35 protein-coding genes are annotated in these 25,766 nt (G+C 59.5%); 3 read left to right on the forward strand and 32 right to left on the reverse strand.

Going from position 1 to position 25,766, the window contains the following annotated elements; all coding sequences use genetic code 11:
* Window positions 1–230, reverse strand: a 230-nt coding sequence (locus BN1133_RS20455) for a hypothetical protein (protein WP_231686254.1), incomplete at its 3' end; no start/stop codon positions are given.
* A gap of 20 nt (window positions 231–250) precedes the next feature.
* On the opposite strand from BN1133_RS20455, the gene BN1133_RS08935 reads away from it, so the two are divergent.
* The gene (locus BN1133_RS08935; protein ID WP_050666195.1) at window positions 251–1,447 is read left to right on the forward strand and encodes an NnrS family protein; all 1,197 of its coding nucleotides are present in this window, start codon (window positions 251–253) and stop codon (window positions 1,445–1,447) included.
* Here the strand turns inward: BN1133_RS08935 and BN1133_RS08940 are convergent.
* On the reverse strand, window positions 1,444–2,010 hold the full coding sequence (locus tag BN1133_RS08940; RefSeq protein ID WP_050666196.1) for a helix-turn-helix domain-containing protein: 567 nt from the start codon (window positions 2,008–2,010) through the stop codon (window positions 1,444–1,446). The genes BN1133_RS08935 and BN1133_RS08940 overlap by 4 nt on opposite strands.
* 82 nt (window positions 2,011–2,092) lie before the next feature.
* Between BN1133_RS08940 and BN1133_RS08945 the strand changes: the two genes are divergently transcribed.
* Window positions 2,093–3,259, forward strand: a complete 1,167-nt coding sequence (locus BN1133_RS08945) for a benzoate/H(+) symporter BenE family transporter (RefSeq protein WP_050666197.1) — start codon at window positions 2,093–2,095, stop codon at window positions 3,257–3,259.
* A gap of 129 nt (window positions 3,260–3,388) precedes the next feature.
* The gene (locus BN1133_RS08950; protein WP_050666198.1) at window positions 3,389–4,453 is read left to right on the forward strand and encodes a DUF3103 family protein; all 1,065 of its coding nucleotides are present in this window, start codon (window positions 3,389–3,391) and stop codon (window positions 4,451–4,453) included.
* A gap of 49 nt (window positions 4,454–4,502) precedes the next feature.
* On the opposite strand, the gene BN1133_RS08955 is transcribed toward BN1133_RS08950, so the two are convergent.
* From BN1133_RS08955 to sctW, 30 genes are all read right to left on the reverse strand, one after another.
* A complete protein-coding gene (locus BN1133_RS08955; protein WP_050666199.1) occupies window positions 4,503–5,129 on the reverse strand; it encodes an HrpE/YscL family type III secretion apparatus protein in 627 nt (208 codons plus the stop codon).
* Window positions 5,108–5,734: a Yop proteins translocation protein K gene (locus BN1133_RS08960; protein ID WP_050666200.1), complete on the reverse strand. Its 627-nt coding sequence runs from the start codon at window positions 5,732–5,734 to the stop codon at window positions 5,108–5,110. Before BN1133_RS08960 ends, BN1133_RS08955 begins: the two co-directional genes overlap by 22 nt.
* Entirely contained in the window at window positions 5,734–6,471 is a 738-nt protein-coding gene (gene sctJ / locus BN1133_RS08965; RefSeq protein ID WP_050666201.1) for a type III secretion system inner membrane ring lipoprotein SctJ, read from the reverse strand. Before sctJ ends, BN1133_RS08960 begins: the two co-directional genes overlap by 1 nt.
* A 6-nt stretch (window positions 6,472–6,477) precedes the next feature.
* Entirely contained in the window at window positions 6,478–6,816 is a 339-nt protein-coding gene (sctI, locus tag BN1133_RS08970; protein ID WP_050666202.1) for a type III secretion system inner rod subunit SctI, read from the reverse strand.
* Entirely contained in the window at window positions 6,817–7,287 is a 471-nt protein-coding gene (locus tag BN1133_RS08975) for a YopR family T3SS polymerization control protein (protein ID WP_050666203.1), read from the reverse strand.
* Entirely contained in the window at window positions 7,284–7,628 is a 345-nt protein-coding gene (locus tag BN1133_RS08980) for a YscG family type III secretion system chaperone (RefSeq protein WP_050666204.1), read from the reverse strand. The genes BN1133_RS08975 and BN1133_RS08980 overlap by 4 nt, the downstream gene beginning before the upstream one ends.
* Window positions 7,628–7,894 carry a type III secretion system needle filament subunit SctF gene (gene sctF / locus BN1133_RS08985; protein WP_050666205.1) on the reverse strand — a complete coding sequence of 89 codons (267 nt, stop codon included), beginning with the start codon at window positions 7,892–7,894 and terminating at the stop codon, window positions 7,628–7,630. The genes BN1133_RS08980 and sctF overlap by 1 nt, the downstream gene beginning before the upstream one ends.
* Window positions 7,894–8,091, reverse strand: a complete 198-nt coding sequence (locus tag BN1133_RS08990; protein WP_050666206.1) for an EscE/YscE/SsaE family type III secretion system needle protein co-chaperone — start codon at window positions 8,089–8,091, stop codon at window positions 7,894–7,896. Before BN1133_RS08990 ends, sctF begins: the two co-directional genes overlap by 1 nt.
* Window positions 8,057–9,340 carry a type III secretion system inner membrane ring subunit SctD gene (gene sctD / locus BN1133_RS08995; RefSeq protein ID WP_050666207.1) on the reverse strand — a complete coding sequence of 428 codons (1,284 nt, stop codon included), beginning with the start codon at window positions 9,338–9,340 and terminating at the stop codon, window positions 8,057–8,059. The genes BN1133_RS08990 and sctD overlap by 35 nt, the downstream gene beginning before the upstream one ends.
* Window positions 9,337–11,175 carry a type III secretion system outer membrane ring subunit SctC gene (gene sctC, locus BN1133_RS09000; protein ID WP_050666208.1) on the reverse strand — a complete coding sequence of 613 codons (1,839 nt, stop codon included), beginning with the start codon at window positions 11,173–11,175 and terminating at the stop codon, window positions 9,337–9,339. The genes sctD and sctC overlap by 4 nt, the downstream gene beginning before the upstream one ends.
* A complete protein-coding gene (locus BN1133_RS09005; protein WP_050666209.1) occupies window positions 11,163–11,588 on the reverse strand; it encodes a YscB family type III secretion system chaperone in 426 nt (141 codons plus the stop codon). Before BN1133_RS09005 ends, sctC begins: the two co-directional genes overlap by 13 nt.
* A gap of 14 nt (window positions 11,589–11,602) precedes the next feature.
* On the reverse strand, window positions 11,603–12,400 hold the full coding sequence (locus BN1133_RS09010; protein ID WP_050666210.1) for a T3SS regulon anti-activator ExsD domain-containing protein: 798 nt from the start codon (window positions 12,398–12,400) through the stop codon (window positions 11,603–11,605).
* Window positions 12,401–12,518: 118 nt separating this feature from the next.
* Complete coding sequence (locus BN1133_RS09015) at window positions 12,519–13,331, reverse strand: helix-turn-helix transcriptional regulator (RefSeq protein ID WP_050666211.1); 813 nt, start codon at window positions 13,329–13,331, stop codon at window positions 12,519–12,521.
* A gap of 331 nt (window positions 13,332–13,662) precedes the next feature.
* A complete protein-coding gene (locus tag BN1133_RS09020) occupies window positions 13,663–14,046 on the reverse strand; it encodes a YscW family type III secretion system pilotin (RefSeq protein WP_082177969.1) in 384 nt (127 codons plus the stop codon).
* Entirely contained in the window at window positions 14,043–14,267 is a 225-nt protein-coding gene (locus BN1133_RS09025) for a T3SS regulon translocated regulator ExsE family protein (RefSeq protein WP_050666212.1), read from the reverse strand. Before BN1133_RS09025 ends, BN1133_RS09020 begins: the two co-directional genes overlap by 4 nt.
* A gap of 2 nt (window positions 14,268–14,269) precedes the next feature.
* Window positions 14,270–14,710: a type III secretion system chaperone gene (locus BN1133_RS09030; RefSeq protein ID WP_050666213.1), complete on the reverse strand. Its 441-nt coding sequence runs from the start codon at window positions 14,708–14,710 to the stop codon at window positions 14,270–14,272.
* A 138-nt stretch (window positions 14,711–14,848) separates the two neighbouring features.
* Window positions 14,849–16,006, reverse strand: a complete 1,158-nt coding sequence (locus tag BN1133_RS09035; RefSeq protein ID WP_082177970.1) for an iron-containing alcohol dehydrogenase — start codon at window positions 16,004–16,006, stop codon at window positions 14,849–14,851.
* 136 nt (window positions 16,007–16,142) lie between these two features.
* The gene (locus BN1133_RS09040) at window positions 16,143–16,712 is read right to left on the reverse strand and encodes a nucleoside 2-deoxyribosyltransferase (protein ID WP_197273663.1); all 570 of its coding nucleotides are present in this window, start codon (window positions 16,710–16,712) and stop codon (window positions 16,143–16,145) included.
* A 63-nt stretch (window positions 16,713–16,775) separates the two neighbouring features.
* On the reverse strand, window positions 16,776–17,672 hold the full coding sequence (locus BN1133_RS09045; protein WP_082177971.1) for a YopD family type III secretion system translocon subunit: 897 nt from the start codon (window positions 17,670–17,672) through the stop codon (window positions 16,776–16,778).
* Between the two features lie 12 nt (window positions 17,673–17,684).
* The gene (sctE, locus tag BN1133_RS09050) at window positions 17,685–18,878 is read right to left on the reverse strand and encodes a type III secretion system translocon subunit SseC family protein (protein ID WP_050666215.1); all 1,194 of its coding nucleotides are present in this window, start codon (window positions 18,876–18,878) and stop codon (window positions 17,685–17,687) included.
* On the reverse strand, window positions 18,859–19,359 hold the full coding sequence (locus tag BN1133_RS09055; protein WP_269429890.1) for a SycD/LcrH family type III secretion system chaperone: 501 nt from the start codon (window positions 19,357–19,359) through the stop codon (window positions 18,859–18,861). The genes sctE and BN1133_RS09055 overlap by 20 nt, the downstream gene beginning before the upstream one ends.
* Before the next feature lie 24 nt (window positions 19,360–19,383).
* Entirely contained in the window at window positions 19,384–20,505 is a 1,122-nt protein-coding gene (locus tag BN1133_RS09060; protein WP_050666216.1) for a virulence-associated V antigen, read from the reverse strand.
* A 9-nt stretch (window positions 20,506–20,514) separates the two neighbouring features.
* A complete protein-coding gene (locus BN1133_RS09065; RefSeq protein ID WP_050666217.1) occupies window positions 20,515–20,802 on the reverse strand; it encodes an LcrG family type III secretion system chaperone in 288 nt (95 codons plus the stop codon).
* Between the two features lie 40 nt (window positions 20,803–20,842).
* Complete coding sequence (locus tag BN1133_RS09070; protein ID WP_050666218.1) at window positions 20,843–21,280, reverse strand: LcrR family type III secretion system chaperone; 438 nt, start codon at window positions 21,278–21,280, stop codon at window positions 20,843–20,845.
* Complete coding sequence (gene sctV / locus BN1133_RS09075; protein WP_050666219.1) at window positions 21,277–23,394, reverse strand: type III secretion system export apparatus subunit SctV; 2,118 nt, start codon at window positions 23,392–23,394, stop codon at window positions 21,277–21,279. The genes BN1133_RS09070 and sctV overlap by 4 nt, the downstream gene beginning before the upstream one ends.
* Window positions 23,375–23,719 carry a type III secretion apparatus assembly chaperone SctY gene (gene sctY, locus BN1133_RS09080; protein WP_050666220.1) on the reverse strand — a complete coding sequence of 115 codons (345 nt, stop codon included), beginning with the start codon at window positions 23,717–23,719 and terminating at the stop codon, window positions 23,375–23,377. The genes sctV and sctY overlap by 20 nt, the downstream gene beginning before the upstream one ends.
* 4 nt (window positions 23,720–23,723) lie before the next feature.
* Window positions 23,724–24,089 (reverse strand): type III secretion apparatus assembly protein SctX, encoded by a 366-nt coding sequence (gene sctX, locus BN1133_RS09085; RefSeq protein ID WP_050666221.1) that lies wholly within the window; start codon window positions 24,087–24,089, stop codon window positions 23,724–23,726.
* The gene (sycN, locus tag BN1133_RS09090; protein WP_050666222.1) at window positions 24,086–24,457 is read right to left on the reverse strand and encodes a type III secretion chaperone SycN; all 372 of its coding nucleotides are present in this window, start codon (window positions 24,455–24,457) and stop codon (window positions 24,086–24,088) included. Before sycN ends, sctX begins: the two co-directional genes overlap by 4 nt.
* On the reverse strand, window positions 24,454–24,699 hold the full coding sequence (locus BN1133_RS09095; protein ID WP_269429891.1) for a TyeA family type III secretion system gatekeeper subunit: 246 nt from the start codon (window positions 24,697–24,699) through the stop codon (window positions 24,454–24,456). Before BN1133_RS09095 ends, sycN begins: the two co-directional genes overlap by 4 nt.
* 4 nt (window positions 24,700–24,703) lie before the next feature.
* Complete coding sequence (gene sctW / locus BN1133_RS09100; RefSeq protein WP_050666224.1) at window positions 24,704–25,582, reverse strand: type III secretion system gatekeeper subunit SctW; 879 nt, start codon at window positions 25,580–25,582, stop codon at window positions 24,704–24,706.
* Window positions 25,583–25,766: the final 184 nt, after the last annotated feature.

Genomic DNA, 25,766 nt, shown 5'->3' on the forward strand with positions numbered 1-25,766 from the left:
AAAGAACGTTGCCTTGTCGGCGTCCAGCGCAGCGTGCCGTGCTGGTGAGGGCGCATTATAGGGATGGCGAACACGCTGACAAGTACTTTTCTTACTTCGGCAAACCGTTCGCTCACAAAACAACCAAACCCTCTCTTTTTGTCGAAAACCCATCCAACGGGTGTCACTTCAGCACACCCACAATTGAACATTTGAAATGACACTTTATAATTAGCATCTGAAATCCTCATTTAATGACTCAGGAGCCCTCATGCATCAGATCCTCGATAGCCAGAAAGAAGAGGCGATCCCTCCCCTGCTGCGCCTGGGGTTCCGCCCCTTCTTCCTGCTGGGGGCCCTCTTCTCGGTGATCGCCATGACGCTCTGGTGGTTGCAACTGACCGGGCATCTGGCACTGCCAGCTCTGTCCAACCCCATCTGGTGGCATGCTCACGAGATGTTGTTTGGTTTTGGCAGTGCCATCGTTGCCGGCTTCCTGCTGACGGCAGTACAGAACTGGACCGGCTTCCCCGGCTTGCGAGGCTATCGACTGGGAGTGATCGTCGCCCTCTGGCTGGTGCCACGCCTGCTGTTACCGCTGCTTGGTAACCACCATTGGCTATTGATGGCATGCGATCTGCTGTGGCTGCCACTGACGGCCTTTTATCTTGCGCGCCCGATCGTGCGGGTACGCCAGTGGCGTAATCTCTTCTTCGTGCCTCTGCTTCTGGTGCTGACCGGCCTCAATGCCAGCAGTTGGTGGCTTGGCAGTGACTGGCTGCTGACCGAAAAGCTTCTCATCGCCACCGTACTGCTCTTTACTACCCTGATTGCCGTGATGGGGGGACGGGTGATCCCCTTCTTTACTTCCCGCGCCACCCAGACCCCCAAGGCCGAGCCCCTCCCCCGACTCGAGCGTCTGGCCCTTGGCAGTCTCTGGCTACTGCTGGCAAGCTGGATAGTCTTGCCGATGTCGCTCTTGCAGCAACCGGCCTGGGCTCTCCTCTACGGGGTTGCCACCATCACTCACCTCCTGCGCCTCTCCCGCTGGCAGTGGCGTGCTACCGGTGCGCATCCCTTGCTCTGGTCGCTCCACCTCTCCTATCTCTTTATTCCTCTTGGCCTGGCCGCCATGGGATGGTGGTCACTGGGCGGCCCGCTGAGCCTGTCGACAGCCAGCCACTTCCTGAGTGTCGGCGTCATGGGCGGCATGATCCTCGCCATGATGGCGCGAGTCTCCCTTGGCCACACGGGGCGCATGCTGACAGTCGGTAGAGCCATGATCCTGGCTTTTGTCCTGCTGTTTGCCGCCGTCCTGCTGCGCGCAGCGCTGCCTCTGCTGCTCCCGGTCCAGATCCTGGTCGCCTGGCACGGTGGGGCCTGGGGCTGGATCCTGGCTTATGGCCTCTTCGCCTGGGTCTATCTGCCTATTCTCAGCGCCCCCCGCGCCGACGGGCGCCCGGGTTAGGGATAGCGGATCAGGTTATGAAAACGGGCCGGCGCCTCTCCCAAGTTGCGATAACCGTGGGGGGCGTCGGCCGCAAACCGCACCGCTTCGCCGTACCCAAGCCGATGCCACACCCCTTCAAGCAAGATCTCCATCTCCCCGTCAATCACCAGAACATGCTCACTGACCCCGCGCTCATGGGGCTCTGACTCACGCTCATAGCCGGGTAACAGCGTCATCTCGAACAGCTCGAAACCGAGGCTCGGCTCAAATGGAAAGAGTGGCGCCACCCACATGCCGGCCTCCCCAGGTTGACTGCGCAAGGCATCGGCCGAGCGAAACAGGGTGGCCGTAGCGGGAGCGGTCACATCGAGAAAGCTCGAAAAAGAGACCTTGAAACCGGTGGCAATCTTCCAGAGGGTCGCTACTGTGGGACTCGACTCGCCCCGCTCTATCTGACCCAGCATCGCCTTGCTCACCCCGGTCTCACTGGCACTGCGATCGAGACTCCAGCCCAAAGCCTGCCGCAACTCCTTCAGACGGGTAGCGATACGCTCCGTCGGGGCAGCCTGTATTTCGTTCATTGATTCCCCTCCACGGGATTGTGCGCTATAGCGCACATCGATATAGTTGGAACCATTGTACGTTATAACGCACGGAGTACCCATGCCCTTTTCCTTCTCTCATCTCAGTGCCGGCCTGATGGCGGTGCTGGTCGGTTACACCAGCTCGGTGGCCATCATCTTTCAGGCTGCCGCCGCAGCCGGGGCAACCTCGGCGCAGACGGCCTCCTGGTTGTGGGCCCTGGGTCTGGGTATGGGGATAAGCAGTATAGGGCTCTCCCTCTATTACCGCATGCCACTGCTCACCGCCTGGTCTACCCCGGGCGCGGCCTTGCTGGTCACCAGCCTGTCGGGGTCGAGCCTTGGCGAGGCCATCGGCGCCTTCATCCTGAGCTCGGCACTGATGCTTTTGCTGGCGCTGAGTGGTGGTGTCGACAGGGTGCTGCGGGTACTGCCCAGGCCTCTGGCGGCAGCCATGCTGGCCGGCGTGCTGCTGCGCTTTGGCATCAACCTGTTTACCCCGCTACCCGAGGCGCCGCTCCTGATCCTCGGCATGCTGGGCCTGTTTTTGCTCGGCAGGCGTTTTGCGCCGCGCCTGGTCATGGTGCTGGTACTGGTTGGCGGCACCCTGCTTGCCGGCTCACTGATGCCACTGCCACTCGAAGAGGTGACGCTCTCGCTCACCACCCCGGTGTGGATGAGTCCGAGCTTCTCCTGGCACAGCCTTGTCGGGGTGGGGATCCCGCTCTTTGTGGTCACCATGGCCTCTCAAAACCTGCCGGGCATGGCGGTGCTGCACGCCCACGGTTACCACCCCAAGGCCTCTCCTCTCATCGGTTGGACCGGTCTTATCGGGCTGCTGCTCGCCCCGTTTGGCGGATTTGCCTACAACCTGGCCGCCATCACTGCGGCCATCTGCATGGGCAAGGAGGTCGACGAGGATCCCGCTCGCCGTTGGCCGGCCACCATCTGGGCCGGGCTCTTTTATCTCTTGAGCGGCCTGTTTGCCGCCAGCGTCGTGAGCCTGTTCAGCGCCCTGCCAACGGCCCTGATGGCCGCCATCGCCGGGCTGGCCCTGCTCGGCACCATAGGCAACAGTCTGCACGGTGCACTGGCCGAAGAGCACAGTCGCGAGAGCGCCCTCATCACCTTTCTGGTGACCGCCTCAGGGGTGAGCTGGCTCGGCATTGGCTCCGCTTTCTGGGGGATCCTGCTCGGCACACTCGTATGGACCTGTTGGCAAAACGTGCCCCCCAAACAGGTCAGATGAGTGTGATCGGCACCACACATCCCAACATTTTGTTTGGTTTCTCAACCCGATTTGATTTGTGATGAAACCGAGGGCTCTTCTTCCCAAATTTGCGCCCTCGTCAGCGTTCGAATAACGGAGAACAACAAAATGAAACACGTTCAGGCATACGTACTGCTGCTGGCTCTGACCGGCGGCGCGGCTTACGCCGCAGATGCAGATCGGGATCTGGCGCGCCAGCTGGCGCTGCAGACCGGCACCCTGCTCCCCACCCTGAGCAATCAGGGATATCAGGCCCCCCTGCCTCAGGTAGTCAAGAAGGCTCCGACACGGCTCAAGCGTCAGGCGGCGGCCGCCGATGCGGCGGCAATCCGTCGTCAGGGGCTCGACGGTGAGCTCAAGCAGCTGATGCGAGTGAGACTGGCAACCCCGGATCAGATCAAGGCCCTCGAGGCCGGGGTGGAGCCACTGGTGGCCTATGTGCCAAGCGGTGACGAGCAAAGCTGGAGCGCCATCGAGGCGTTCGACAACGCCGGTAACCCCGTCTATCTCGATGTAGAGCAGGCGCCGGATCGCCCGGTACTGGTCGTGGAAGCCGATCCCGACAAGGCGAAGACGGCTGGTCTTCGTGTCATGCGCTCGGCTCTGGCCAAGGCCGATCTGCAGGCGGCCCCGCTCGCCAGCGAGCCGGTCAAGCCCCTCAAGACCAGCATCCTCAAGAAGATCCGCCTGCAAGATGACAAGGAGCCCTGGCTGCTGGGTGGTGCCGAGATCTACGCCATCGTCGCCGGGGTCAACCCGAGCCGTGACGAGCCGGTGGTGGACATCGTCGACATGCCCTATCTCGATCACGACAAGACCGACTACACCCCGAACCAGATCCTGGTCTACTGGGATCGTTACCGTTGGGGTGCGGTGGACATGGTGATGATGGAGCAAGATGACAACGTCAACTACAAGGAGCTCTCTGGTCTGCTGATCGAGGCGCTCAAGCTGGGCTTTACCGCCGGGGGTGTGCCCGAGGCCTTACCCTTCCTGGATCTGGGTGGCCGTATCGTCAAGGCGTTGCCCGACTCCTGGATGACCAACAACGATGACTATGTGGATACCTTCTACACCCTGGAGCAGGATCAGGTCTACCGCGACTACACAGGTGCAGCCGCCAACGCCATGATCACGCTGGAGCCCAAGGAGATTGCCCCGACGCGTCAGTGACGGGGGATGCTGACAAGAGAGGGCCCATCGGGCCCTCTTTTCGTCTTGCTTATTGCGCCGCTCGCTCGAAGCTGGCTGCGATGGCTCTGGAGAGGGCATCGAGCTGGCCATCGAGGCTGGCATCGATGATCCCCACCTCGGTCTCGAGGATAGAGCCCCCCTGATCCAGCCGCGCATCGGCCGCCACCTCGAGATAGCTTATCTCGGGGAAATCCTTGTGAACCCGGGCTATCTGCTCCCGCACCGCCGCCGCCTGATCCGGGTGAACCCGGACCACCACCTGCTTTTGGTTGCTCACCAGGGCCAGCGCCTCGCGCACCACCTGGAGGGTCAGGGTGACCTGATCATACTCCTTGAGGATCTTGCGCACCGACTCCAGCACCACCTCGCTCATCTGCTGCTCGACCCGGCGATAAAACTGCTGGCACTGCAACTGGGTCTCGTGGATAAGGGCTGCCTGCCGGGAGCGGGCCTCATCCATGCCCGCTTCCCAACCCAGCTGCTTCTGTTGCTCATAGATCTCTCTGGCCTCGGCGAGAATCGCGGCCGCCTCCTCGCGGGCCGCCGACACCAGTTCATCGGCACCGAGACTGGCACGATAGTCCGCCGCGCGCAGAATTCTCAGCTCGGGGGCAAGGGAGAGCTCTCCCTGGGTTATTTGAACAAATGGGAGCATGAAGGAAGCACCTGTTTGACGAGTTTCTGGCACAACACCTGGGCCAGTGGACGAAGGGATGGCTCGAGGGAAAAAGGAGTCAGCTGCCGGGTTGGCGCAAATCTCAGCTCGAGTCGCTGACGCCAGGGCGCGGGCACCGTCTCCATGGCCGCCAGCCAAAACTGCAGCCCGTGCCGGATCATCCCGGAGGCATCGATCTGTGCCGGCAGGGGCGACTGCCACCCAGCCGGCCAGGGACCGATCAGCAGCTCATGCCGGGCCATCAACTGGCGCAAGGCATCGTGCTCGAGCAGGGCCATCAGCTGGCGCAGCGGCTCGGCCTGCAAACAGTGGCGAATGGCCTCTGCGTGCAGTACCAGTCCCAGGCGGCAGAGCAGTGACTCCAGGGCGGGCTGTGCCAGCAGGGCGATGGCGCCGAGACCCACCGGCGCCTGATAGTCGGTCTCGAGGGCCAGCGCCTCGAGCAGGGCGCCATTGATATGGCCGCTGCTGCGCCAGTCGGGCAGCAGTGCGATCACAGGACGCCAGCTTGAGGGTAACTGCTCCGGATGAAGATAGGAGGCCGGACAGAAACGGTACTGATAGGCGGTGACAGGTGTACCCATCACCCCCCCTTGCGCCGCAGCCAGAAGTACTGGGCCAGATTGGTCAGGGGCAAGAGCAGAAACAGCAGGGCCAGCAGTCCGATGAGACGCCCTCTGGATGACTCGCTCACCTCGATGGAGAGTACGCTGGTATTACGGGGCATCAGCTGGTTTTGCCGCACATCGGCGGAGGGAACCAGCACCACACTGATGCGATCGTAGGCCAGCCCCTCGATGCTGTTGTTGACCAGCTGCTTGATCTGGGGGATATAACCATCGAGCTGCACATCGGCCGCATGCTTGATAAAGACCGAGGCGGAGGCCGGAGAGCCCTTCTTGCCGCCACTGCCCTTCTCCTCGGGCAGCACCACATGCACCCGGGCCACCAGCACACCATCGATCTCGGAGAGGGTGCGAGAGATCTCCTGCGACTTGGCATAATTGAGCCTGGCCTGCTCCTCAACCGGCGACGAGATGAGACCATCTTTGGGGAAAACATCCTGCAACGAGGAGAAGCTCTCGCGCGGATAGCCCTTGCGCTTGAGCGCCTCGACCGCCTCGGCGACATCCGACTCCTCGACCATCAGCTTGACCCGGCCGTCCTTGTCCGGCTCCTTGCCGGCCGAGATACCCTCTTGCCTGAGCAGGGCCAACATCTCGTTGCCCTCCTTCTGGCTGATCCCGCTGTAGAGTTCAACCTTGCAGCCTGCCAACAGCAGGGCGGCCAGCACGGCTGGCAACACACTCTTGATCTTCACAGGGCCTCACTGGGTCTTCATCAGGGTTTCAACGTTTTGGCTCATCTTGCCCACCGTTTTGGCAATCAGTTCCTCTTGCATGGTGATGCGCATCAGCGACCACTGCATCTGCATCAGGCTGGCGGGATCGTCACCGGGCGTCGCCATTTGGGCCTTAAGCTCTTCCTTGGCGGTAGTAAAGTCGCGCTTGAGATCGCTCAGGCCGCTGAGCAAGGAGTCCCCCAGCCCACGGCCATCATCGCTCATGGCTGCATCGAAACGGGCCACCTGGTCGACCGCAGGCTCGGCCTGCTTGAGTTCATCCAAACTGGTGACCAGGGCCTGGCCACTTTGCGTAATTTCCATTTAGCCCTCCAAATCGATGGCGTGGGAGTTGCGAAGCAAGTTATCGACCATGGCGTTACGTGGCAGCAGGGTCATCAGTTCCCGTCTGAGCAAATCGGCGACATGCTTTCCCTCCCCCCCTTTAGGGGTTGTAGCCAATACCTCCAGCAGTACCGTCTCCCGACGTTTGCCCAAGGGATCAAACTCACGCAGCAAACCGCGCAACTCGGGAAGATCGATGGCCGGGATCACGGGTCCGGTGCGCTGACCAAAGCGCGCCTGGATCGCCTCCTTCACCGGTGCCACCAACTCGGCCAACAACGCTTTGTCGGGCGGGTCGGAGGCACGGTAACGCTGCCACTTGGCCTCTCGCACATCCTCGCTCACCTCGTCGCTGCGTACAGGTGCAACCGGAGGTGCAGGCGGCGCCTTGCCGGCTCGCGCCTGCTCCCCAAGAGGCGCGGAGGGAGGGGTCAGAGGGGGGATCATCATGAGCGCATCTGCTCCTTCATGCCGCGCACAAACTCCCGCAGTGCCGGGTTGTTCTCCAGCTCCATCCGCTCGAGACGCTGCGCCAGCGCCGCAGAGTGGCCAAGGCGGTATTCACACAAGGCCTGCCAGGGCTCGAGCTCGGGGGAGCCGGCCGCAAGCTGCGATGCATCTTGATACTTGCCCCGGTTCATCAGGGAAGAGACGCGCACCAGCGTCGCCGCCTCTTTGGCATCCACCAGTTGCAGCCAGTCGGCGATATGCGCCGCCTCCTCGTGGCAGTGATGGCCGGTACCGGCCAGGGCTATCTCTGCCAGTAGCCCCTTGAGGGTCGGCTCCATCATCAGATCTTCTGCAAGATGCCCTGCATCAAATCCTTGAAGCTGCGGGTCACGGTGGAGTTGATGTTATAGATGACAGACCATTTGTTGATGGAGTGCTGCAGATCCGCCAGTACCGCCGGGTTGTCCGGGTTATCTTTCAATGCCTTGATAGCATCATTAACCTTAGTGTTGGCATTGTCTGCCTGCGTCTTCAGGGTCGCGGCGATCGCATCCAGGCTGGTGATATCCGTAGCCTTGCTAAAACCGTCAAATGCATTGTTGGCCATTACTTATCTCCTGTCAGGGTATTGATAATGGTCATCCCTGCCTCCAGGGCGGTGACCTCTTTTTGCCAGCACTGAAACTGCTCGGGGGTGCCACCCCGCATCATGCAGACCTTGACGCTCGCCAGCGCCATCTCCAACTGCATCCTGATAGACCGCACCGCCTCAGCGCTGTGCAGTCGCTCCTCCAAATGAGTCATGGGCTAACCCTCCACCAACTCTGATCACAAACTCTTGTTGCCCCTTTCTCACCACCACCGCGTCGCGGCGAATGGCCAGAATCCGGATACCGTCTCCGGTGGCGGCGCCAACCGGATAACGCTGATTGTTGGCAAGCACCACGTAGGGCACCTTGCCAAGGGAGATGGCCTTGACCTCGAAGGTCAGATCATCCTGGCGACTCTTGCTGCCGATGCCGACCAGCTCAAGCTGGGGACGGGCACCAAACTCCCGACGAAACGCCTGCTGCAACTGGGTGAAGAGGATGAGCTGGGCTTCGTCCAGATCGCCGCGAAGCTCGATACGATCCCCACGCTCGCGCACCGCCAGTTGCTTGAGCCCATGCTCCTCGAGCAGGGTATCGAGTCGCTTGCGATGGCTGCCGGCCACATTGACCCGGTTCTCGATGCCAAGCAGACCCGGCACCTCACGGCGCAGCAGCTCCTCCACCCCGGTGAAGGCGTCACTCTCCTGGGCCAATGCCCCGGTGAGCCTGAGCCAGCCTCCCTCTTTGCCAGCCGTCACCTTGATGGCGCCCAGCCCCTGGCGCTGCAGGATAAACTCGGCCCCCTGGCGGATCTCCTCCATGCTACGAAGCTCGAGTCGGGCCACCAGCGCGTGGCGCTCTACCATCTCCTGCAGCGCGAGACGCTGACGATTGTCCTTGATGTAACCACTGAGCAGCCATGAGCCGCCCTCGGTGCGGGTCAGGCTGACTCCCTCATAGGCCGGCTGCTTGAGCAGACGACGAACCTCCTGCTCGGCCAACTGTTCGCGCCCCTCGTTTTCCTGCCACCACCCCATACCGAGCAGTCCCACGAGCAGGGCCAGCACGGCCAGCGAGGCAATCCCCAGCAGCAGCCCTGCGCGTGAGCGTCGAGGAGTCGTGACCGGCGCCACCACCCGGGTGGGCTCGTTCAATACGGCGGGCAGGGTCTGTCCCTCGGCACAGAAGCTCCAGAGCAGGCTGCCCGCCTCCAGACGAAGACCTGCCTGCAGATAATCGCCGATGGCGACCCCCTTCCCCTCTTGCAGCAACTCTGTGCTGGCCTCAAGCAGGCGTACCCCTTGCTCGTCAACCTGCAGTACCAGATGAGAGGGGGCAATCCCCTCGTCTACCAGTACCATGTCGGCCTGCAGAGGATCCGAGCCGATGACACAGCGCCCCTGGGGCAGGGTCACCTCGACGCCGCTGTGGACGCCACGATAGAAACGACACAGCCAGTTCAACGGGCGCTCTCCTTGGCGGGTTTGACACACCAGCTATCGCCCAGGATGCAAGCCCCTTCCTGCACGCGCCACCCCTCTCCCTTGTTCAGGCGACATTCGGTCAGCCTTGAGCTCTTGCCAGCCTTGCTCAGCCACTGCTGCACCTCGCGCGCCTGTGCCAGCGGCTGGCACTGGGCCCCCTCCAGGGTCTTGGCCAGGGAGAGGCTCTGGTTGGAGATCTCGTCGACGCCCAACACCCGCTGTCGCAGGTCGATGCCGTTACCCAGCGCCAGGCGCTGACCGACCCCCTCGTCGATGATGCGCGGCTCTATGATAAAGAGGCGCACGGTGCGGCGGGTCAGCTCGCTCTTGCTGCGAAACAGGGCGCCCAGATAGGGAATGTCGCCCAGGAAGGGAACCTTGCTCAGGGTGACATTCAATTCATCGCGATAGATACCGCCGATGAGCAGGCTCTGGCCGTGACCCACCCGGGCTATGGTGTCCACCACGGTACGGCTGATGGTGGGAATGCCATCCACCCCCGAGCTGTTGGGCTTCTGGTTACCATCCTCGATATGCAGGCTGAGGCTGATCTCGGGACTCTCTGCAGCCGGGATCACCCGGGGAGTCATGCGCAGCATGGTGCCGTAAGTGATGTCGCGAAGCTCGGCCACCTCTTTACCGGCGACCTTGACGTAATAAGTCTCGCTGTGATCGATCACCGCCTGGGTGTTTTCCTGGGTCAGCAGGGTCGGGCGTGAGACCACCTGGGCCGAGCCCTCGCTCTCGAGCAGATTGACCCGCGCCAGCAGATAGTCGAGACCACGGGAATCAACCAGGCTACCCAGCGCACCGGTGGCACCGGCTGCCGAAGAGGTGACATTGCGATCACCCGTGGTCTTGATGATCACCTGTTGGTTATTGCCTGTGCGGATCCCGACACGCCAATCCACCCCCAGCTCGTTGAGCTGATCGGCATTGATATCCACGATGGAGAGGGCCACCTCGATCCGGGCACTGGGCTTGTCGAGAGCCTGAATAAGGCGCTGATACATGGCCATTCGCTCCGGGGCATCGCGCACGATCACCGCATTGAGGGAAGGGTCCGCCTGGACCATGGCCAGCGCCGGGGCACGGCTGGCCACCTGGGTGGTCTCCTGGTTATCGGCCGTGACACTCTGAATACCGGCATCGCTGAGCAGTCGCTGCAAGATGGTCGCGACCCCTGGGGCGGCAACCTCGTCATTGCGATACTGGATGGTGCGATCGGTGGCCGAGGCATACTTAAGCGGGAAAATCTCCAGCGCCAGCGCCCCGGTCTTCTCGCTGCGCAACTGGCTTTGCTGCTCCAGCGCCGCCGCCGTCTGCTCCACCAGCTCGAGATAGCGGGGGGGACCGGAAACATAGACCAACCCGTTACCCGGATCGGGACGCCAACCGAAGCGGGACTCCCAGATCCCGGCTCGCACCAGGGCCTGCCGCAGCTCGGTTGCCCCGCTCTGTTGCAGACGAATGAGGCGCGACTCGACTTCGCTGTTCTTGAAGACATAGAGCACGCTGCCGTCGTAATACCAAACCAGGTTATAGAGATTGGCCAACTGTTGCAGGAATGCCTTGGGCTCTTCATGGTCGAACTGACCGGAGACCTTGTCATTGATCTTGTCGCTGACCACGACGGAAGCCTCATAGTTGGCACCGAAATCGATCAGCATGTCACGCAGGCTCTCCCCTTCAGCCAGATAGCTGTAAGGCATGGGTAGCCAATCCAGCTCCTGGGCCTGAGCAGATGCCCCGAGCAGCAGCATGGCGGCGCAAAGAGTACGCCTGACGGCAGAGGGTAAGATCAGGGGTGCCATATCATCTGTTTCCATTGGGGCGCCACAGTGGCCGTCGCCAGCTGGGGTTGCAGGTGCTCAACCAGCGCCAGTTGCTGATCGATAGCCTGTTGCAAACGAAGTTCATCCATCCCGGCCAGGGAGAGCCTTGCCTCAATGGCCAGCTCCCCGGTTTCATCCAGTACCAGCGCCTGGGGAGCCTGACGCGCCCAACCGGGCACCTGTTGCAACAGTTTGCGCAGCAGGTTGTCGTTGTAGTGATTTCCCTCACGCAGGGTCGGCGCATCCAGAGGCGTACTGAGTACCAGCTCTCTCCCCTGGGGGGTCAGCATGACCAGCTGACCATCGACAGTGAGACGAAAGCGCCCCTGCTTGTCGGCAATAAAAGGCCCTTGGCCAAGGCGTGCGGCCAATCGATTCAACACGGTTTGCATGATTCCTCGAATAATCAGGTTCGGACGATTCGGTCCTGCATCAGGCAGATGCCACGAGCCAGCAACCAGGCATGGGCCTGCTCAAGCGGCTCGGTGAGCGGCGAGAGTAGCCAGTCCCACAGTGGCGCCAGTTGCGCCGGCACAGGCTGCAGCGCCGCCAACTCTGCCTGCCCGGCGCGGGCAGGCTCCCACGCAGGCCACAGTTGTTTGGCACGCAGGGCCAGCTCATCGAGCCGGCGCTCAAGCTGAGCCATGCGAGCCTCTCCATCGGCCTGCTGGCTGGCGATACGCGCCAGCAGAGATGCCTGCTGACCGGGCTCGGCCTGCACCTGCTGCCAGAAGGCTCGCTGTGCCTGCCATTGGCGTACCATGACACTTAACTGCTCTCGCTCTTGCAACCAGGCCTCATAGTCAGGCTCCAGTTGCGTCATCCACCAAGCGTACAGAGGCTGCAACAGCAGGGGCCAACAGTCACAGGGCTGACCGATATGGATCCGCTCCCCCAGCACCTGGTCCCAGGGAGACTCGCCACGGCCACAGCGAGCCAGCCAGACCAGCTCGCTGCGGCTTACGGCGCGCCCCAGAGGCAGGCGACGCCGATACCAACGTGAGGCCAACAGAGACTCGAGTCGGGCCCGTGGCAACAGGCGTTGCAGCAAGGCGTGCTGCTCATGGGTCAGGAGGCGTGCCTCCCCGCTCGGGTGCAACACTCCCACCAGCACATCACGGCTGAGGCTATCGGGAGGGATGAGGGTCACCCGGCGTCCTGCCAGGGGCCCACCATCGGCGGGATTATGCTCATTGTGACTCATGATGCATCTTGCTCTTTCTTAATGGGTGTCATCGGCGATGGTCCTTTTGATGAGACCATTCTACCGCTGCCACCACGCCACTGACTTATAAAAAACGTCAGATAATTTTAGCCAGCGGTTACTCTTTGCCGTGACGCGCCCGGCTGGGAGTGCAACCAAAGCGACGTCGATAACTCTGGGTAAAATAGGACTGGCTGGAAAAACCGGCCTCCATGGCGATATCGACGATGCTCATTTCGCTATTAAGTAGCAGCTGATGGGCATAGAGGATACGCCGTTCGCTGATCCAGGCGCGGGGAGAGACCCCATAGACGGAGCCAAATAATTCCTTGAAGGTGGTGAGCCCCATGCCAAATTCTCGTGCGAATTCGCTGAGCTTCCACTCTTTCAGGTAGTGGCTCTCCATAAAGGCCTGCAGACGCTCAACCTGACGGTTACCCAGTTGACGAAGCATGGCCAGAAAGTGGGAACCCTGATCGCTAAAGGCCAGCAGCAGCAGCAACTCTTCGATGCGAAGGGGCATCAAGGCGGCAGGAAGACCATGGCCGAGCATGGCACACAAGCCATCGACACTCTGGTTTAGCAGTGGGGAAGTGGAGAAGCGCAGCAGCGGCGAGGGCACCACCTCGACACGATCCATCTCGCTGAGGAGTGCACCGAAACGCTGCAAAAAGGTACCGAGAAACGCGCTCGACAGAGGGATCCAGAGCAATTGACTGGGCATTTCTGTGCTGATGGCGTAGCTACCACGGCGAACAAACAACAGATCCCCTCTGTGCAACAGATGGGTTTCGCTGCAGTCCTGCCAGATTGCCTGTCCTTCCAAAAGGATATAGAGACCATCCTGGGGATGCTCCATGGGGGTAAAGACAGGCATGTTCCATTGGAGCCTGACGATATCGCCAGCCTCGGGCCTGGTTATGCCATTCATAGTGTGATGCGTCCTGAATCTGCGTGTTAACAGGGTCGCCCATAGGGCGCCATGCTGTTACGTTTTTGTTATCTCTTCGGCGTTAGCTCTGTTTATTATCCCGTGGTGCCGAGTTATTTAATCGTTTGCCGAAGAGTGGGCATGATATCCCCGCAGGATAAAACAACGCCACAATTAATTTAGAGTCAATACACTAACCCAGGGCTAGGGTGAGCTTTTTTTGTTAATAACAAAAAAGACAAATAATAGAGCTTGTTACATTCAGATACGTTGAAGGGAAATAACAGTCGACCTAACAGCCTGTTTTCATACAGCTATGTAACCCGACCCTTTATTGACAATTAGGAAAGCAACGTCTCGGTAACATCGTCAGCATGACTTTATTTTCACCCATAATTTTCTCTCTGGCGCCGGCCTGTACCGCTGGCATACCCACAAAATAGAGATAGGCGCGCAAAAACAGGTCTCCACTTCCCCATTGAACCGGACTCAAGCGCGTGGAAAACGAAAGCGGCAGGGCCCCCGTCTCATAACGCAGACGCTGCACCTCACGGGGTTGACCGTCAACCCGACTGAGCACGGTCACCTCGATGCGGGCGAGCCGGGGCAAGGGCTGTGCCATGCGCACCTCCCCTTCCACCCTGTGAGCGACCGGCGGTGGCGTCACCGCACAGCCACCCAGTATCAGGGCGAGAAGCCCAAGCAGCCCCCTCATCCGAGGGCCACCCTGCGCATGGTCAGGGGCGTATGTTCCCCATTATGGAGTCGCTGCAGGGCACTCTCCTGGGCAGGGCTCAGCCCATGGAAACGGGCCAGGAGTGCACGCAGATCCCCAGCCCCATCACGGGGTGCCAGGCTCACTCGTCGGCCGGCAAAGGTGGGCGGGGCCACCTCCGTGGCATGCAGAGCGCCCAAGGGGCGTGATTCAATCTTCATGGTTAAACCCTTACCGCCATGGCCGGAGCATCGAGGGGGTTGCTCTCCTCTTCCTCCAGCAAGGAGCGCCAAAACTCGGCATGATCGAGCAAGCTGGCCACCCGTGCCTCAAACGTTTCCAGCGTGAGAGAGCTCGCCGTCAGACGGCGATACATCTGGATCATGTTCAGCTCCTCATCGAAACCGAAGTGGAGATCAAACTGATACCAGTGCCTGTTAAAGGTAGCAAGCTGGCGAAATATCCCCTCCCCGACCTGATGCAGGGGGGCGATGTCGAGTTGCAGCACCAGCTGATCCCACTGGGGCATAAGAATGAGGGAGAGGCGCAGGGTATCGTCGAAACACAGCGCCGCCACTCCCTCTGCGTTGAGAGAGAGTCCGGTCAAGCCGTGACGACTGCCAAAGGCATCCAGTAAACCATTGATTGCGGCTGATATATCCATGTTCACTCCCCTGTTATCTCTGTGATCCTACTCACTCAACACCCTGGCCGTATGTCACTACATGAGGTTTTTTTTGCACTTTTCGTCGTGAAAAAGGGGAGCATAAGCTCCCCATGGCGATGACGAAAACTAATGCTATCAAGCGACCAACTTGGCTCCCTTGAAGCAGAGGTTCAGCAGCATCTCCAGCTCTTCTGCGGTTGGCTGGCGGGGGTTGCAGCCTGTGCAGGCATCCTCCATTGCATGCTGTGCCATGATGGCCACTTTCTCTTGCCACTGTTCGGCTGAGACGCCGTAAGCTTCGAATCCGTCTTCGACACCGACGCTGGCGCGCAGTGCTTCAATGGCGCAAGCCAGCGCTTCGGCACTATCGGCACCGACAAAACGAGCCAGTTGAGCATATTTGTCAGCCGCAACGGTGGCATTGAAACGAATCACGTTCGGCAGCAGGATGGCGTTGGCACGGCCATGGGGCACCCCGAACATACCGCCGACCTGATGTGCCATGGAGTGGACAATACCGAGCAGGGCATTGGTAAACGACATACCGGCCAGGCAGGAAGCATCATGCATGGCCTGACGTGCTGCCAAATTGCTGCCATCCGCCACCGCAACAGGCAGCGCCTTGAAGATATCGACAACGGCACGTTCTGCCATACAGTCGGTATAAGCATCGGCCAAAGGGGTGACATAGGCTTCCAGAGCGTGGGTCAGCGCATCCAAACCTGTGTTGGCGGTGACGTGAGCTGGCATGGATTGACACACTTCGCCATCGACGATAGCCACATCCGGGCAGAGCTCGTAGGAAACCAGCGGGTACTTGGTACCGCGGGCGCGGTCGGTGATCACAGAGACGCAAGTGGCTTCGGTACCGGTACCGGAAGTCGACGGGATGGCGACAAAGCGAGCCTTGTTACGCAGCGGCTTGATGGTAAAGGGAGGAATAATCTCCTCGAACTGGGTGTCAGGATATTCATAAAAGACCCACATGGCCTTCGCCGCATCGATCGCGGAGCAACCACCCAGGCCAATGATCCAATCCGGCTGGAAACGTTGCATAACCGCAAAACCGGCCATCACAGTCTCGATAGAAGGATCAGCCTCGACACCATCAAACACTTCCACCGCAAAACCTGAGGCGGTCAACAGGTCAACGGCTTTGTCGATATAACCGCTGCGCTTCATCGACCCCTGACCGGTAACGATCAGCGCCCTTTCACCTCTAATCTCGGAAAGCTTATTAAATGTGCCAAGGCCATGGAATACCTTGCCAGGAACAATAAAATTGTCAGCCATAATGACTCCTACCAGATTGTTGTTTAACACGAGCGACTTAATTTTTGTTTTATGAGGATAAACGTTTTACCCATTATTTTATTGCGTCAAATCAATCTGAAACCTAGTGATAAAAACATCACACACACAATGCCTGTCATTTTTTCTTATCGAAAAAAAACCTGGCCTGTTTAAGGCAGCATTCGAACCCCAACAGCTCTTCAAAACGATGCTCATAAATAATCGGTTTAGTGGCCACGATTGGCGCACTTGTCGCCCCATCCAGCATAAGATTGTCAACCAGACCGAAGTCTTCCATCACCATATGATGCTGGTCGTAGAAGATTCCATCTTGCACCGTGTGACTGCCGCATGAGTCAATATTTCTCTCCAGGAAAAGGCGAGCATCGTTGGTGTAGGCAAAGACAGGCTTGCCCAAACCCTTTGCCAACCCTATCTCATAGGCTGTCCCCACATCACAGCTTGCCCCGCGAAAAGGGGTCATATTGGCAATCACCAGGTCGGCTTCGGCAATCAGTTCTTCATTAGCCTTGGCAATTTTAAGTCCATTATCTGCCGGACTGAACTCATTGAGCTCCAATTTGTTGTCAAGGGGAAACAAGCCAATAAATCCATAGAGACGACACAGCTCTTTTTTCTGAGCAGCAACTTCATGCACATTTTGCAGAAACACCTCAGGACCTGCGAGATAAATTTTTTTCAACATAGTTATCCTCAAGATAAAAAATGGGGCCCTAAATAGGCCCCATCAATGTATAACTCGTAAAAATCACGCGACACCAAAGGCGGCTCGCATGGCCTGATTATGGCTCTGGGCATACTGCTGCATCATCTGCAGCACATCCTTCATGAAGCTGTTTTGGAAGTTCATCTGATCTTCCACCTTCTGCTTCTGGGTCTGAGCCACACTTGAGCGCACTTCATCTTCCTTGGCATCGGCCTGAGAGTAACCCTGGTGAAGCTGAACGGCACTGTTGGCCATCTGGGTACCGCCCTGGATCACCGTATTGAAGAGCTGCTGGCGACCGTTGTTGGCCTCAAACTTCTTGTTGAGGGTCTTGAGTGCAGCCTTGTCACTCTTGATCCGCCCCATCAGATCGTTACCGGCATCCCCCATCTCGAGACCTGCAGCCTTCTTGATCTCGCCGATCTGATTGAGCTCTTTCTGCCGGCCGGCCATGTTGGCGTTGAGGGCCTTGTCCTGCTTGATGGCCTTGGCCGACTTGCTCATGGAGAAGCCCCCCATGATGGCCGAGATACCGGTCATCACACCGGATACCACCGCCATGGCAATCATCAACTTGGCGCCGCTGCGCATCTCATTGACCTGATCTTTTTGCGCCGAGATCACGGCCTGATTCTCCATATCCCGCTGCAAGAGCCCCATCTCACGGGCGCGGCGGGCCATCTCGAAGAGCAGGCTCATGATACTCAGGGTGCTGTCGAGCTCCTTGCTTCCCTTGGTCAGCAAACTCACATCGAGCCCCTGGTTCGGGCGGATCAGCTCGGGTCGGCTCTGCGGAGCCGGCGTATTCGCCCCCTGGCTATTGCCGGCCTCGTGGGTGGTGTTGGCGCGGGCCGCACCCTGGCTGCCGTCCACGCCATCGTTACCGGCGGCGGGAACATAACCGGTGTTGACTGAATAGTCGTTATTAATACCGTTCATAGGGTCCTCTCCTTAAATGGCTGCCGGTCTGCTGGCGAGGTTATTGAGCATGGCGCCCTTGGCCGTGATCATCTGGAAGATCATCTCCATCACTTGCTGGAATGCTTCCGTCATCTGGGAGAGCGCTTCCTTCAGCTTGTCCAGAGCCCCCTGGAGGGCGGTCATGGCCTGGCGATTCTCCACCAGATCGGCCTGCTTGTTTTGCAAGCTGGCCTGGTTGGCGCTATCTACCGTCTTGGTCACACCATTGCTGACATCAAGCACCAGATCGGCAGCCCCAGTGCCAAATTTAACCGCCTTGGCAGTGGTGCTGGCTGCATTGCTCCCCAGCTTGGCCGAGACATCGGCAGCTTTCATATAGAGCTTGGCGGAGTTTTGAATGAGCTTCAGACCTGCCTCGCTCGCCCCTTTTCCTGCCATTTTGAAACCAATCTTGACACCCAGTTTCGCAATCCCTTTGACAGCTCCGGCACCAAATGTCACTACCGCCGAGGCAATGGCCAGAGCAATCTCGACCGCCATCAAAACCGGCCCCAGCTTCTCCATCACCTCCTTGGAGATAAGGCCATCTTCGGCGGCCTGCTGCACCGCCATATTGACCACACCAACCGTACCGGCTGCGATCATCAGGGCGCCGGCGGCGGCACCCACACCGGTGGCGACCATGATGGCACCGATCACGATGGAGGCGATGGCGCTGATCCAGCCGAAGATCTTGGAGGCGAGACCCGACTTCTTGGCCTTCTCGGCGGCCTCTTCGGCCTCTTTCATCTTGGCCTGGTTCTCATCGATCTTTTTGAGGTTTTCAGCCCGCGCGCGCTCGATGTCGGCCAGCTTCAACTTCTTCTGGGTCTTCTCCAGCTCGCTGGTCATCTTGCCCAGCTCGATCTCGAACTCATCAGGCGAGGTGAAGGCCAGATTGGCCAGCAGCGAGGTATTGGCGATCAGCTTGGCGCTGTTGGCCGCTCCCTGCTGCACCGTTTTCATCAGCTGCCCCAGCTCTTGCTGCTGCTGCGCGGTCACCTGCTGGCTGACGCCGGGCTTGGGCTGCGGCAACTCGACTCCCTTGGCGCGCCCCTCCCCTTTGCCAACGACATCACCGGCCGCCACCAGGGTGGCTTGGGCGACACTCTTGCCCTCACTGTCGATCAGGGGAATGTGCATCCCCCCGACCAGAAGAGAGCGATCATTGATGATTGGATTCATGCTCCATATCCTTTTTCGCTTTGACTGCTTCCAACATAGTGCCGGCACGGCTGGCAAGCTCTGCCAGCTCCGGCCTGGCTGCCGCAATTAACTGGGCCGAGTGGAAGCCACTCTCGGCCCCATCGAGATCGTCCATCTGCAGGAGACACTCGGCGGCATGAAACGGAAAGCGGGGTTCATTAAGATCCATCATGGCCCCGTAGCTATAGCTGTCGATGGCCAGCTGGTGTTGCCCCAACGCCTGACGGCAGGCACCCAGGCCCAGGAAGAAGCGGGGATCGTAGTGATCCAGCACACAGAGGGCCTGGAAGATCTTGTGGGCATCCTCGTATTTGCCCGCATCGTAGTGATTGAAACCCAGGGCATAGAGCTGCTCCAGGGTATCGCTCGATACCTCGTTGAGCATGGCCAGGGTGCCGCCATCTTGCATAAAGGCCTCCAGGGCCTGCTCGGTCATCGCCTGATCAGGGATCATTTCCATTACGTCACCTTTAAATAGCCTGTCTTAAATAGCCTGAAGAATTTGTTGCATCATACTTTCGTATTTTTGAATAAATTTATTTAACGCTTCGATCGCCGAGTTATAGCGAGAGCTAATATCATTTAACTCTGTTGTCTTTTGACTCAGCTTGTCATTTAGCGGTTTTGATTTATCACTTACTGTTGTAGCAAAATTACCAAGCTTATTATTATCTTTGTTATATGAATAACTATCACTGACCCCGGTAAGAGCACCGGTATCTTTAAGCGGTGACTCAAGAAATTGCTTCATTGATAAAGGTCTTCCACTTACCAATGATTTAAATTGCGCTCTCTGTTCGCTCAGTAAATTTTTATCGCGCTGACGAGATTCAGCATCGGTATATTTGTCACCTTTCAGCGCATTGTCGAGCTGATTGATAGACTCCAGAATGGGCCTCGCTTGAGCCGCAGTACTCGCATCCATATTTGCAACCAACATAGGTGCGATTAGAGAAAACTCAGCACTTTCCATAAATTTATCATAAGTACTAACACCGTAATTCCTATGATCATTAAGATTTAAAAATCTAGACCAATTAGGATCTGATGTTGAGAGGCTATTATCACTACTATGGGATTGGGCAGAGCTAATAGATGATTGAATAAGAGAATATATTTTTAGTTCCGCTGTTAGTTTAGTTACTTGAACTTTTAAATCATTTCGCTTGTCATTATGACTCGTCATCGTATCACGAATCACTCCAATAACATCATCATCGACCCGATCGCCGGTCAATGAGAAGTGAGCCATGGCCATAAACTCTTGCAGCGACCAGGTTGTTTTGGCCGCAGCGGTAGGACTACCTGCTACAGCGCTGGTGAGCAATTCTTTGAGGTGCTCGATCCCGCCCCTAATCTGCCTATCGAGGTGGCCCCCCTTAACGATGGCATCTTCCGGCATAAAATAGGCAAGCATCTTTTTTAGCAGCTCTTCATTAATAAATGGCGAACTTCCTGATGCACTAATTTGGATTCCCTTCTCCCTGATAAATCTCAGCAGGGGGTCCAACTCTGATGAGTGACTGCCGGTCAATTGATCCAGATTGACCCTGCCCAGATCATCGAGGAAGCCTTGGGGATTATCGTTGTAAGATCGGATTTGCATAGTCTTGCCCTAAATAACCAGGCCACGCATCATGGCCGGACGACGGGGACGGCGCCCCTCCTCTTCCTGCTTGGGATGCCGCTCGCGCTGACGCTTGAGCTCATCGAGCAGCTCCTGTTCGGCGACCTGCTGTTCGCTACCACTCCCCTCGCCAAAGAGGAGATGGGCCACCTCATCGCTGACACCCAGCGAGCTCCACATCTCCTCAAGCAGGGCGGCGCGGTGATCGCTGTCCTTGATAGCCAGCTCGGCTCTGGCAATCACCTCTTCATGTTCGGCAAAGCGGGGCTGTTTCATATTGGCTCCTATTGTAATGAGGGGATCGGGACCACGGCTGTCACGCAAGGTCGCCGTTTTGTCGTTTTCTCATGGCCGACAAGGAGATAACCTTCGCCACATCGAGTGAAAACCAACCGGGCTCGGGCTCGCTGGCACCGGTCCAGCGCCGGTAGAAGCGCCCCAGTCGCTCACCGCTTAAGGTACTGCCCGCCATCACGCTCACGTTGCCATAGAGGTGATAACCGGGGCCGAGCACCGCCAGGGCCGCCTCGGCCAGCAGATAGAGCGCCGAGAAGGGGTTGGCAAGGCCCCCCCCCTCACGGCGTTCGATCAGCACGATCCAGACACGCCGCTCGGCAGGCTCAACCCGCCAGGCGACCTTGAGTCCCCCGTGGACAAACTCGTGGCCAAGGGGGATGGGGGTGTTGCACAGGGTATGACGCACGGTCACCACCCCTTGTTTGGCAAACCAGGCAAGCAGGGGGTCATCGGTCACAACACCACCCTCCCCAGGGGCTGAATATTGATCTGCTGAGTCAGCTCCTGATAAGAGAGCACCGGCAAGCCGTAGTAGTCCGCCTCAATGAGCTTTCGCACATAGCGGCGGATATCCATGGAGACGATCAGCACGGGGCGGCTCTGCATCTGGGCCAGATCGCCCACGGTGCGGCGCACCTGCTCCAAAAAGCCCTGGGTCACGGCCGGATCGAGGGCCAGGTAACTGCCGGCACTGGTCTGGCGCACCCCACCGCGGATCTTCTCCTCCACCTCCTGATCGAGCAGGTAGGCAGGCAAAATATTGTTGCCGTTGGCGTACTTGTAACAGATGTAGCGCTTGAGGCTGCTGCGGATATATTCGGTGAGCTGCACCACATCCTTCTCTTTCTGGCCCCACTCCACCATGGCCTCGAGGATGGCGCGCATATTTCGAATGGAGATATCCTCCCCCACCAGACGCTGCAGGATCTCGGTCATCCGCTGCAGGGGAATGATGCGCTGGGCCTCTTTGACCAACTCGGCATAACTCCCCTCCATCTGCTCGAGCAGATAGCGGGTCTCCTGAATGCCGATAAAGTCCTCGGCAAATTCGCGCAGCACGTGGGAGAGGTGCCAGGTCAGCACCTGGCCATGGGAGAGATAGGCAAGACGGGACTTCTCGAGGCGCTCCTCATGCTCGGCCGCGACCCACAGGGTCACCTGATCCGGCAGCAAGGCCTCCCCCTGCTGATAGGGGATGCTCATGAGCTCGAGCTGGGCAGGCTGCTCACGCACCAGCAGATGCCCCCCCTTAAGCGAGCCGCGGGCTACCGGTACCTCCTGCAGGGAGATGAGATACTCCCCCTCACCCATCGACTCGTTAAAGCGCAGATGGATGCCCGGGAAGGGGACCCCGAGATCGAGATAGAGGGCACGGCGCACCCGCACCAGCTCGTCGTTGAGGGCGACCGCCTCGAGGGCCTCTTGCATCCCCGCATCCACATCGATCAGCAGGGGCACCGTCATGGCGAACTCCTCCTGCTCCCCGAGCCGTCCCTTGGGCTTGGCACCGGGCTTGGCCTTGGGGCGCGCCGCCGGGGCACCGGCCCCCTGGGCCAGCATGGTCGGCAGATCCTGACTCGCCTCGCTCTTGGTCTGCTGCTGACGGCGGCTGATCATGTAACCACCGCTGCCGACGATGGCGGCCAGAATGAGGAAGGTGATGGTCGGGAAACCGGGAATAAGGCCAAACAGTACCAACAGCACGCCGCCCACCAGCATCGCCTTGGGCTGGGCCACCACCTGCTCACCAATGTCGCTGCCCAGATCCGAGGAGTCTTCCGACGACACCCGGGTAACGATGATCCCGGCCGTGATGGCGATCAGCAGCGCCGGCACCTGGGAGACCATGCCATCCCCCACGGTCAGGATGGAGTAGAGTTGCAGGGCCTCGGCCGCCGGCAATCCCTTCTGGGTCACCCCTATGGTGACCCCGCCCAGAATGTTGACGAAGATGATGATGAGGCCGGCGATGGCGTCCCCCTTCACAAACTTCATCGCCCCGTCCATGGAGCCAAACATCTGGCTCTCTTTCTCTATGGTGGAGCGGCGCTCGCGGGCCTCGTTGACATCGATCACCCCGGCACGCATGTCACCGTCGATACTCATCTGCTTGCCGGGCATGGCATCGAGGGAGAATCGCGCGCTCACCTCGGCCACCCGCTCAGAGCCCTTGGTGATCACCAGAAACTGCACGATGGTGATGATGAGGAAGATGACGATCCCCACCACCAGATTGCCCCCTACCACGAAGTTACCGAAGGTGTAGACGATCTGGCCGGCGTCGGCCTGCAGCAGGATCATCCGGGTGGTACTGACCGAGAGGGCCAGACGAAACAGGGTGGTCACCAACAGCACCGCCGGGAAGGCGGAAAACTGCAGGGGGGAGTTGATATAGACCGCCATCATCAACAACACCACAGAGATGGTCATGTTGATGGCGATAAGGATATCCAGTGCGATGGGCGGCAGGGGCAGCACCATCATAAAGACGACCGCCAGCAGCAGGACCGCCAGCATGATGTCCTTGCGCTCGCCGATGCGAGCCAGCCACTCAAGGTTGCGCGGATTCATACTGCTCTTCCAGCTCCAGATAACGTTGATAGGCGTGGCGGGCCAGCTCCAGCTCGCCACTGAGTTGATGGGCCCGGCTCAGACAGAGCCAGCTTCCCGGCTGGGGGTCGTCGTTGAGCACCAGCCAGGTCGCCTCCTGCTGGGCACGCACCCCTTGCCCGCTCTTGAGCAGGGCCACCAAACGGCAGCGCCGGGCCGCCAGATGATCGGGAGAAAGATGCAGCAGAGCATCGAGCAGGATGCAGGCCCGCTCGGCCTGTCCGTATTGCAGTTGCAGCCAGCCATTGAGCAGCAGAAAGGCCTGCTGCCGCTCGGTCAGGGTCATAGGGTCATACCTTGTGTAACAGATTCAGGGTCATCTGCAGGAGACGCAGCTCCTGTTGCTGGCTCTCCAGCACGCTGGCGGCGTCGCGCAGCAGTGGCGACTCGCTGCCGGCCAATACCGGCAAGAGGGCGTCGAGCTCCCGTTGAAAATCCCGAGCGCGATGGAGCTCGTGAAAGACCCCCTCGGGGGTGGCAAAGGCCCACAGGGTGCGTTCGCTGGGGGCCCCGGGATAGAGGCGCTCCAGGTGGGGCTCGATTGAGTGACCATCCGGAGGCAGGGCATAACGCCCGGGCAGGCCGAGGGAGAGCTCCTCCAGGGTGATGGCCGAGAGTTGCTCGATACCGATGTGGGCCGCGCTGATCCGGCTCATGAGGCGAGCACCTCCTGCTGGAGTCGAAGCAGGGACTCAAAGGCCTGATGCAGCAGGGGTTGCGTGATGGCACTCTCCTCCAGGGTCACCAACAGCAGCAGGCGATCATCCCCCAGCCAGGCGCAGCGCAGGGGAAGCGCACCACTGTTGTGAGCGGCGGTCAACGTCATGGCGCGCACCATGGCATCGCCACTCTGATGCCAGGGCAGTGCCCGGGCAAGCCAGAGGGTCAACTGGCCATCGTGTTGCTCGAGTTGCAGTGTCCCCGATTGGGCCAGCTCCAATTGCACCAAGGTGGGGAGCGTCTCCCCCACCGCCAGCCCCAGGTCCTGGCAGAAACGGGTAATAACGGGTTCCATCCAGCTCATGATTGCTCCTCTTCCTCATCCTCAACCGCCCGATCCAGGGCGTTTTGGCTCATCAGCAGCAGGTTTTGACGCTGCTCCTCATCGATAAAGACCTCGACCGGGAAGAGGCGGATCAACCGCTTGAACTCTTGATAGAACGCAACTCTGACCGTGGCATTGGGCAGCTCGAAGCGCTCGGCCAGTCGCTCGATGTCGTGAACACCGGCCCAACGCTTCTCCACCAGAGCGACCATCTCGCTCATCAGATCAGAAGGCCCGAATGCCATCGGCCTTGCCCTCTGCAAAACGCTGCCAGAATGTCTCGACCTGTGCGCTCATGCTCGACAGCAGGCGCAACTTCTGCATATCGCTGACCACCCGCTCGAGCTTGACCGGATCGAGCCAGCGCTGCTGACTCTGCAGATCGGCGCTCAGGGCCTTTTGCATAAAGGCGATCACCGACTGCTTGTCGCTGCTGGCGAAACGCCCCTGCAGATCGCGCCAGGCGCTGGAGAGGCCCCGATAGTCCATCACCGCATCCCGATAGGTGTCGCGTAGGGCCTCAACCGAAGCAACCCCCTGACTGGCCGCCTGGTGCGCCTCGGGCGTGATGCGGGCCCCCAGCACGATAGCCTGTCCCCGCTCCTCGGCCAGCTTGACCAGCGCCCGCTCCACCAAGGTCGAGAATTGGGCCAGCTCGGGACGCGCCTTGATAGCATCGCGCAGCTCGCACAGGGCCTTGAACTGCTCGCTCGGCTCGTCGGAGAAGCTCCCCAGATAGGCGAGCAGCTGAGCCAGGTTGGAGAGGCGACCGCTACCCAGGTGAGCGATCATCTCCTTGATCTTCATCTGGCGCTCCAGGTTGGGCACCTTGTCGAGATACTCTCCGACCAGCTCCTCCACCTCGCTCACCCGGGCGTGGCTGTCACTGAGCTTGCGCTTGTCCAGAGACATCTCCTTACGCTCGGAGAAGACGAAGGTGAGCTCTTCGGCTGCATCGGCCAGGGACTGGGCCGCGCTGACCATGACCACCGCCTCGCCGCGAAACTGTCCGCTGCCCTGGGTGGGAGCCGGGGTGTTATCGATTGTCCGCGCCTCGCCGGGCAGCGGGAGAGCGCCGTAGCTCTGACTCTGAATGACCGCCATAGGGACTCCATCCGGATAGAAAAGTGTGAGGGTGCCATTATAGAAATCGCCCCTGCTCGCCGATGCCAAAATCGGCCGCGAATTTTTAGGGGGCCGGGCGTTTTTCTAAAAACTCTCGGCTCGCGCTGCAATCACAGCTCGCCATTGTTCCCTATAGTGGCGCTCACGCTTTCAACCCCCCGAT

Source organism: Aeromonas schubertii, from assembly GCF_000820105.1.
GTDB lineage: Bacteria > Pseudomonadota > Gammaproteobacteria > Enterobacterales > Aeromonadaceae > Aeromonas > Aeromonas schubertii.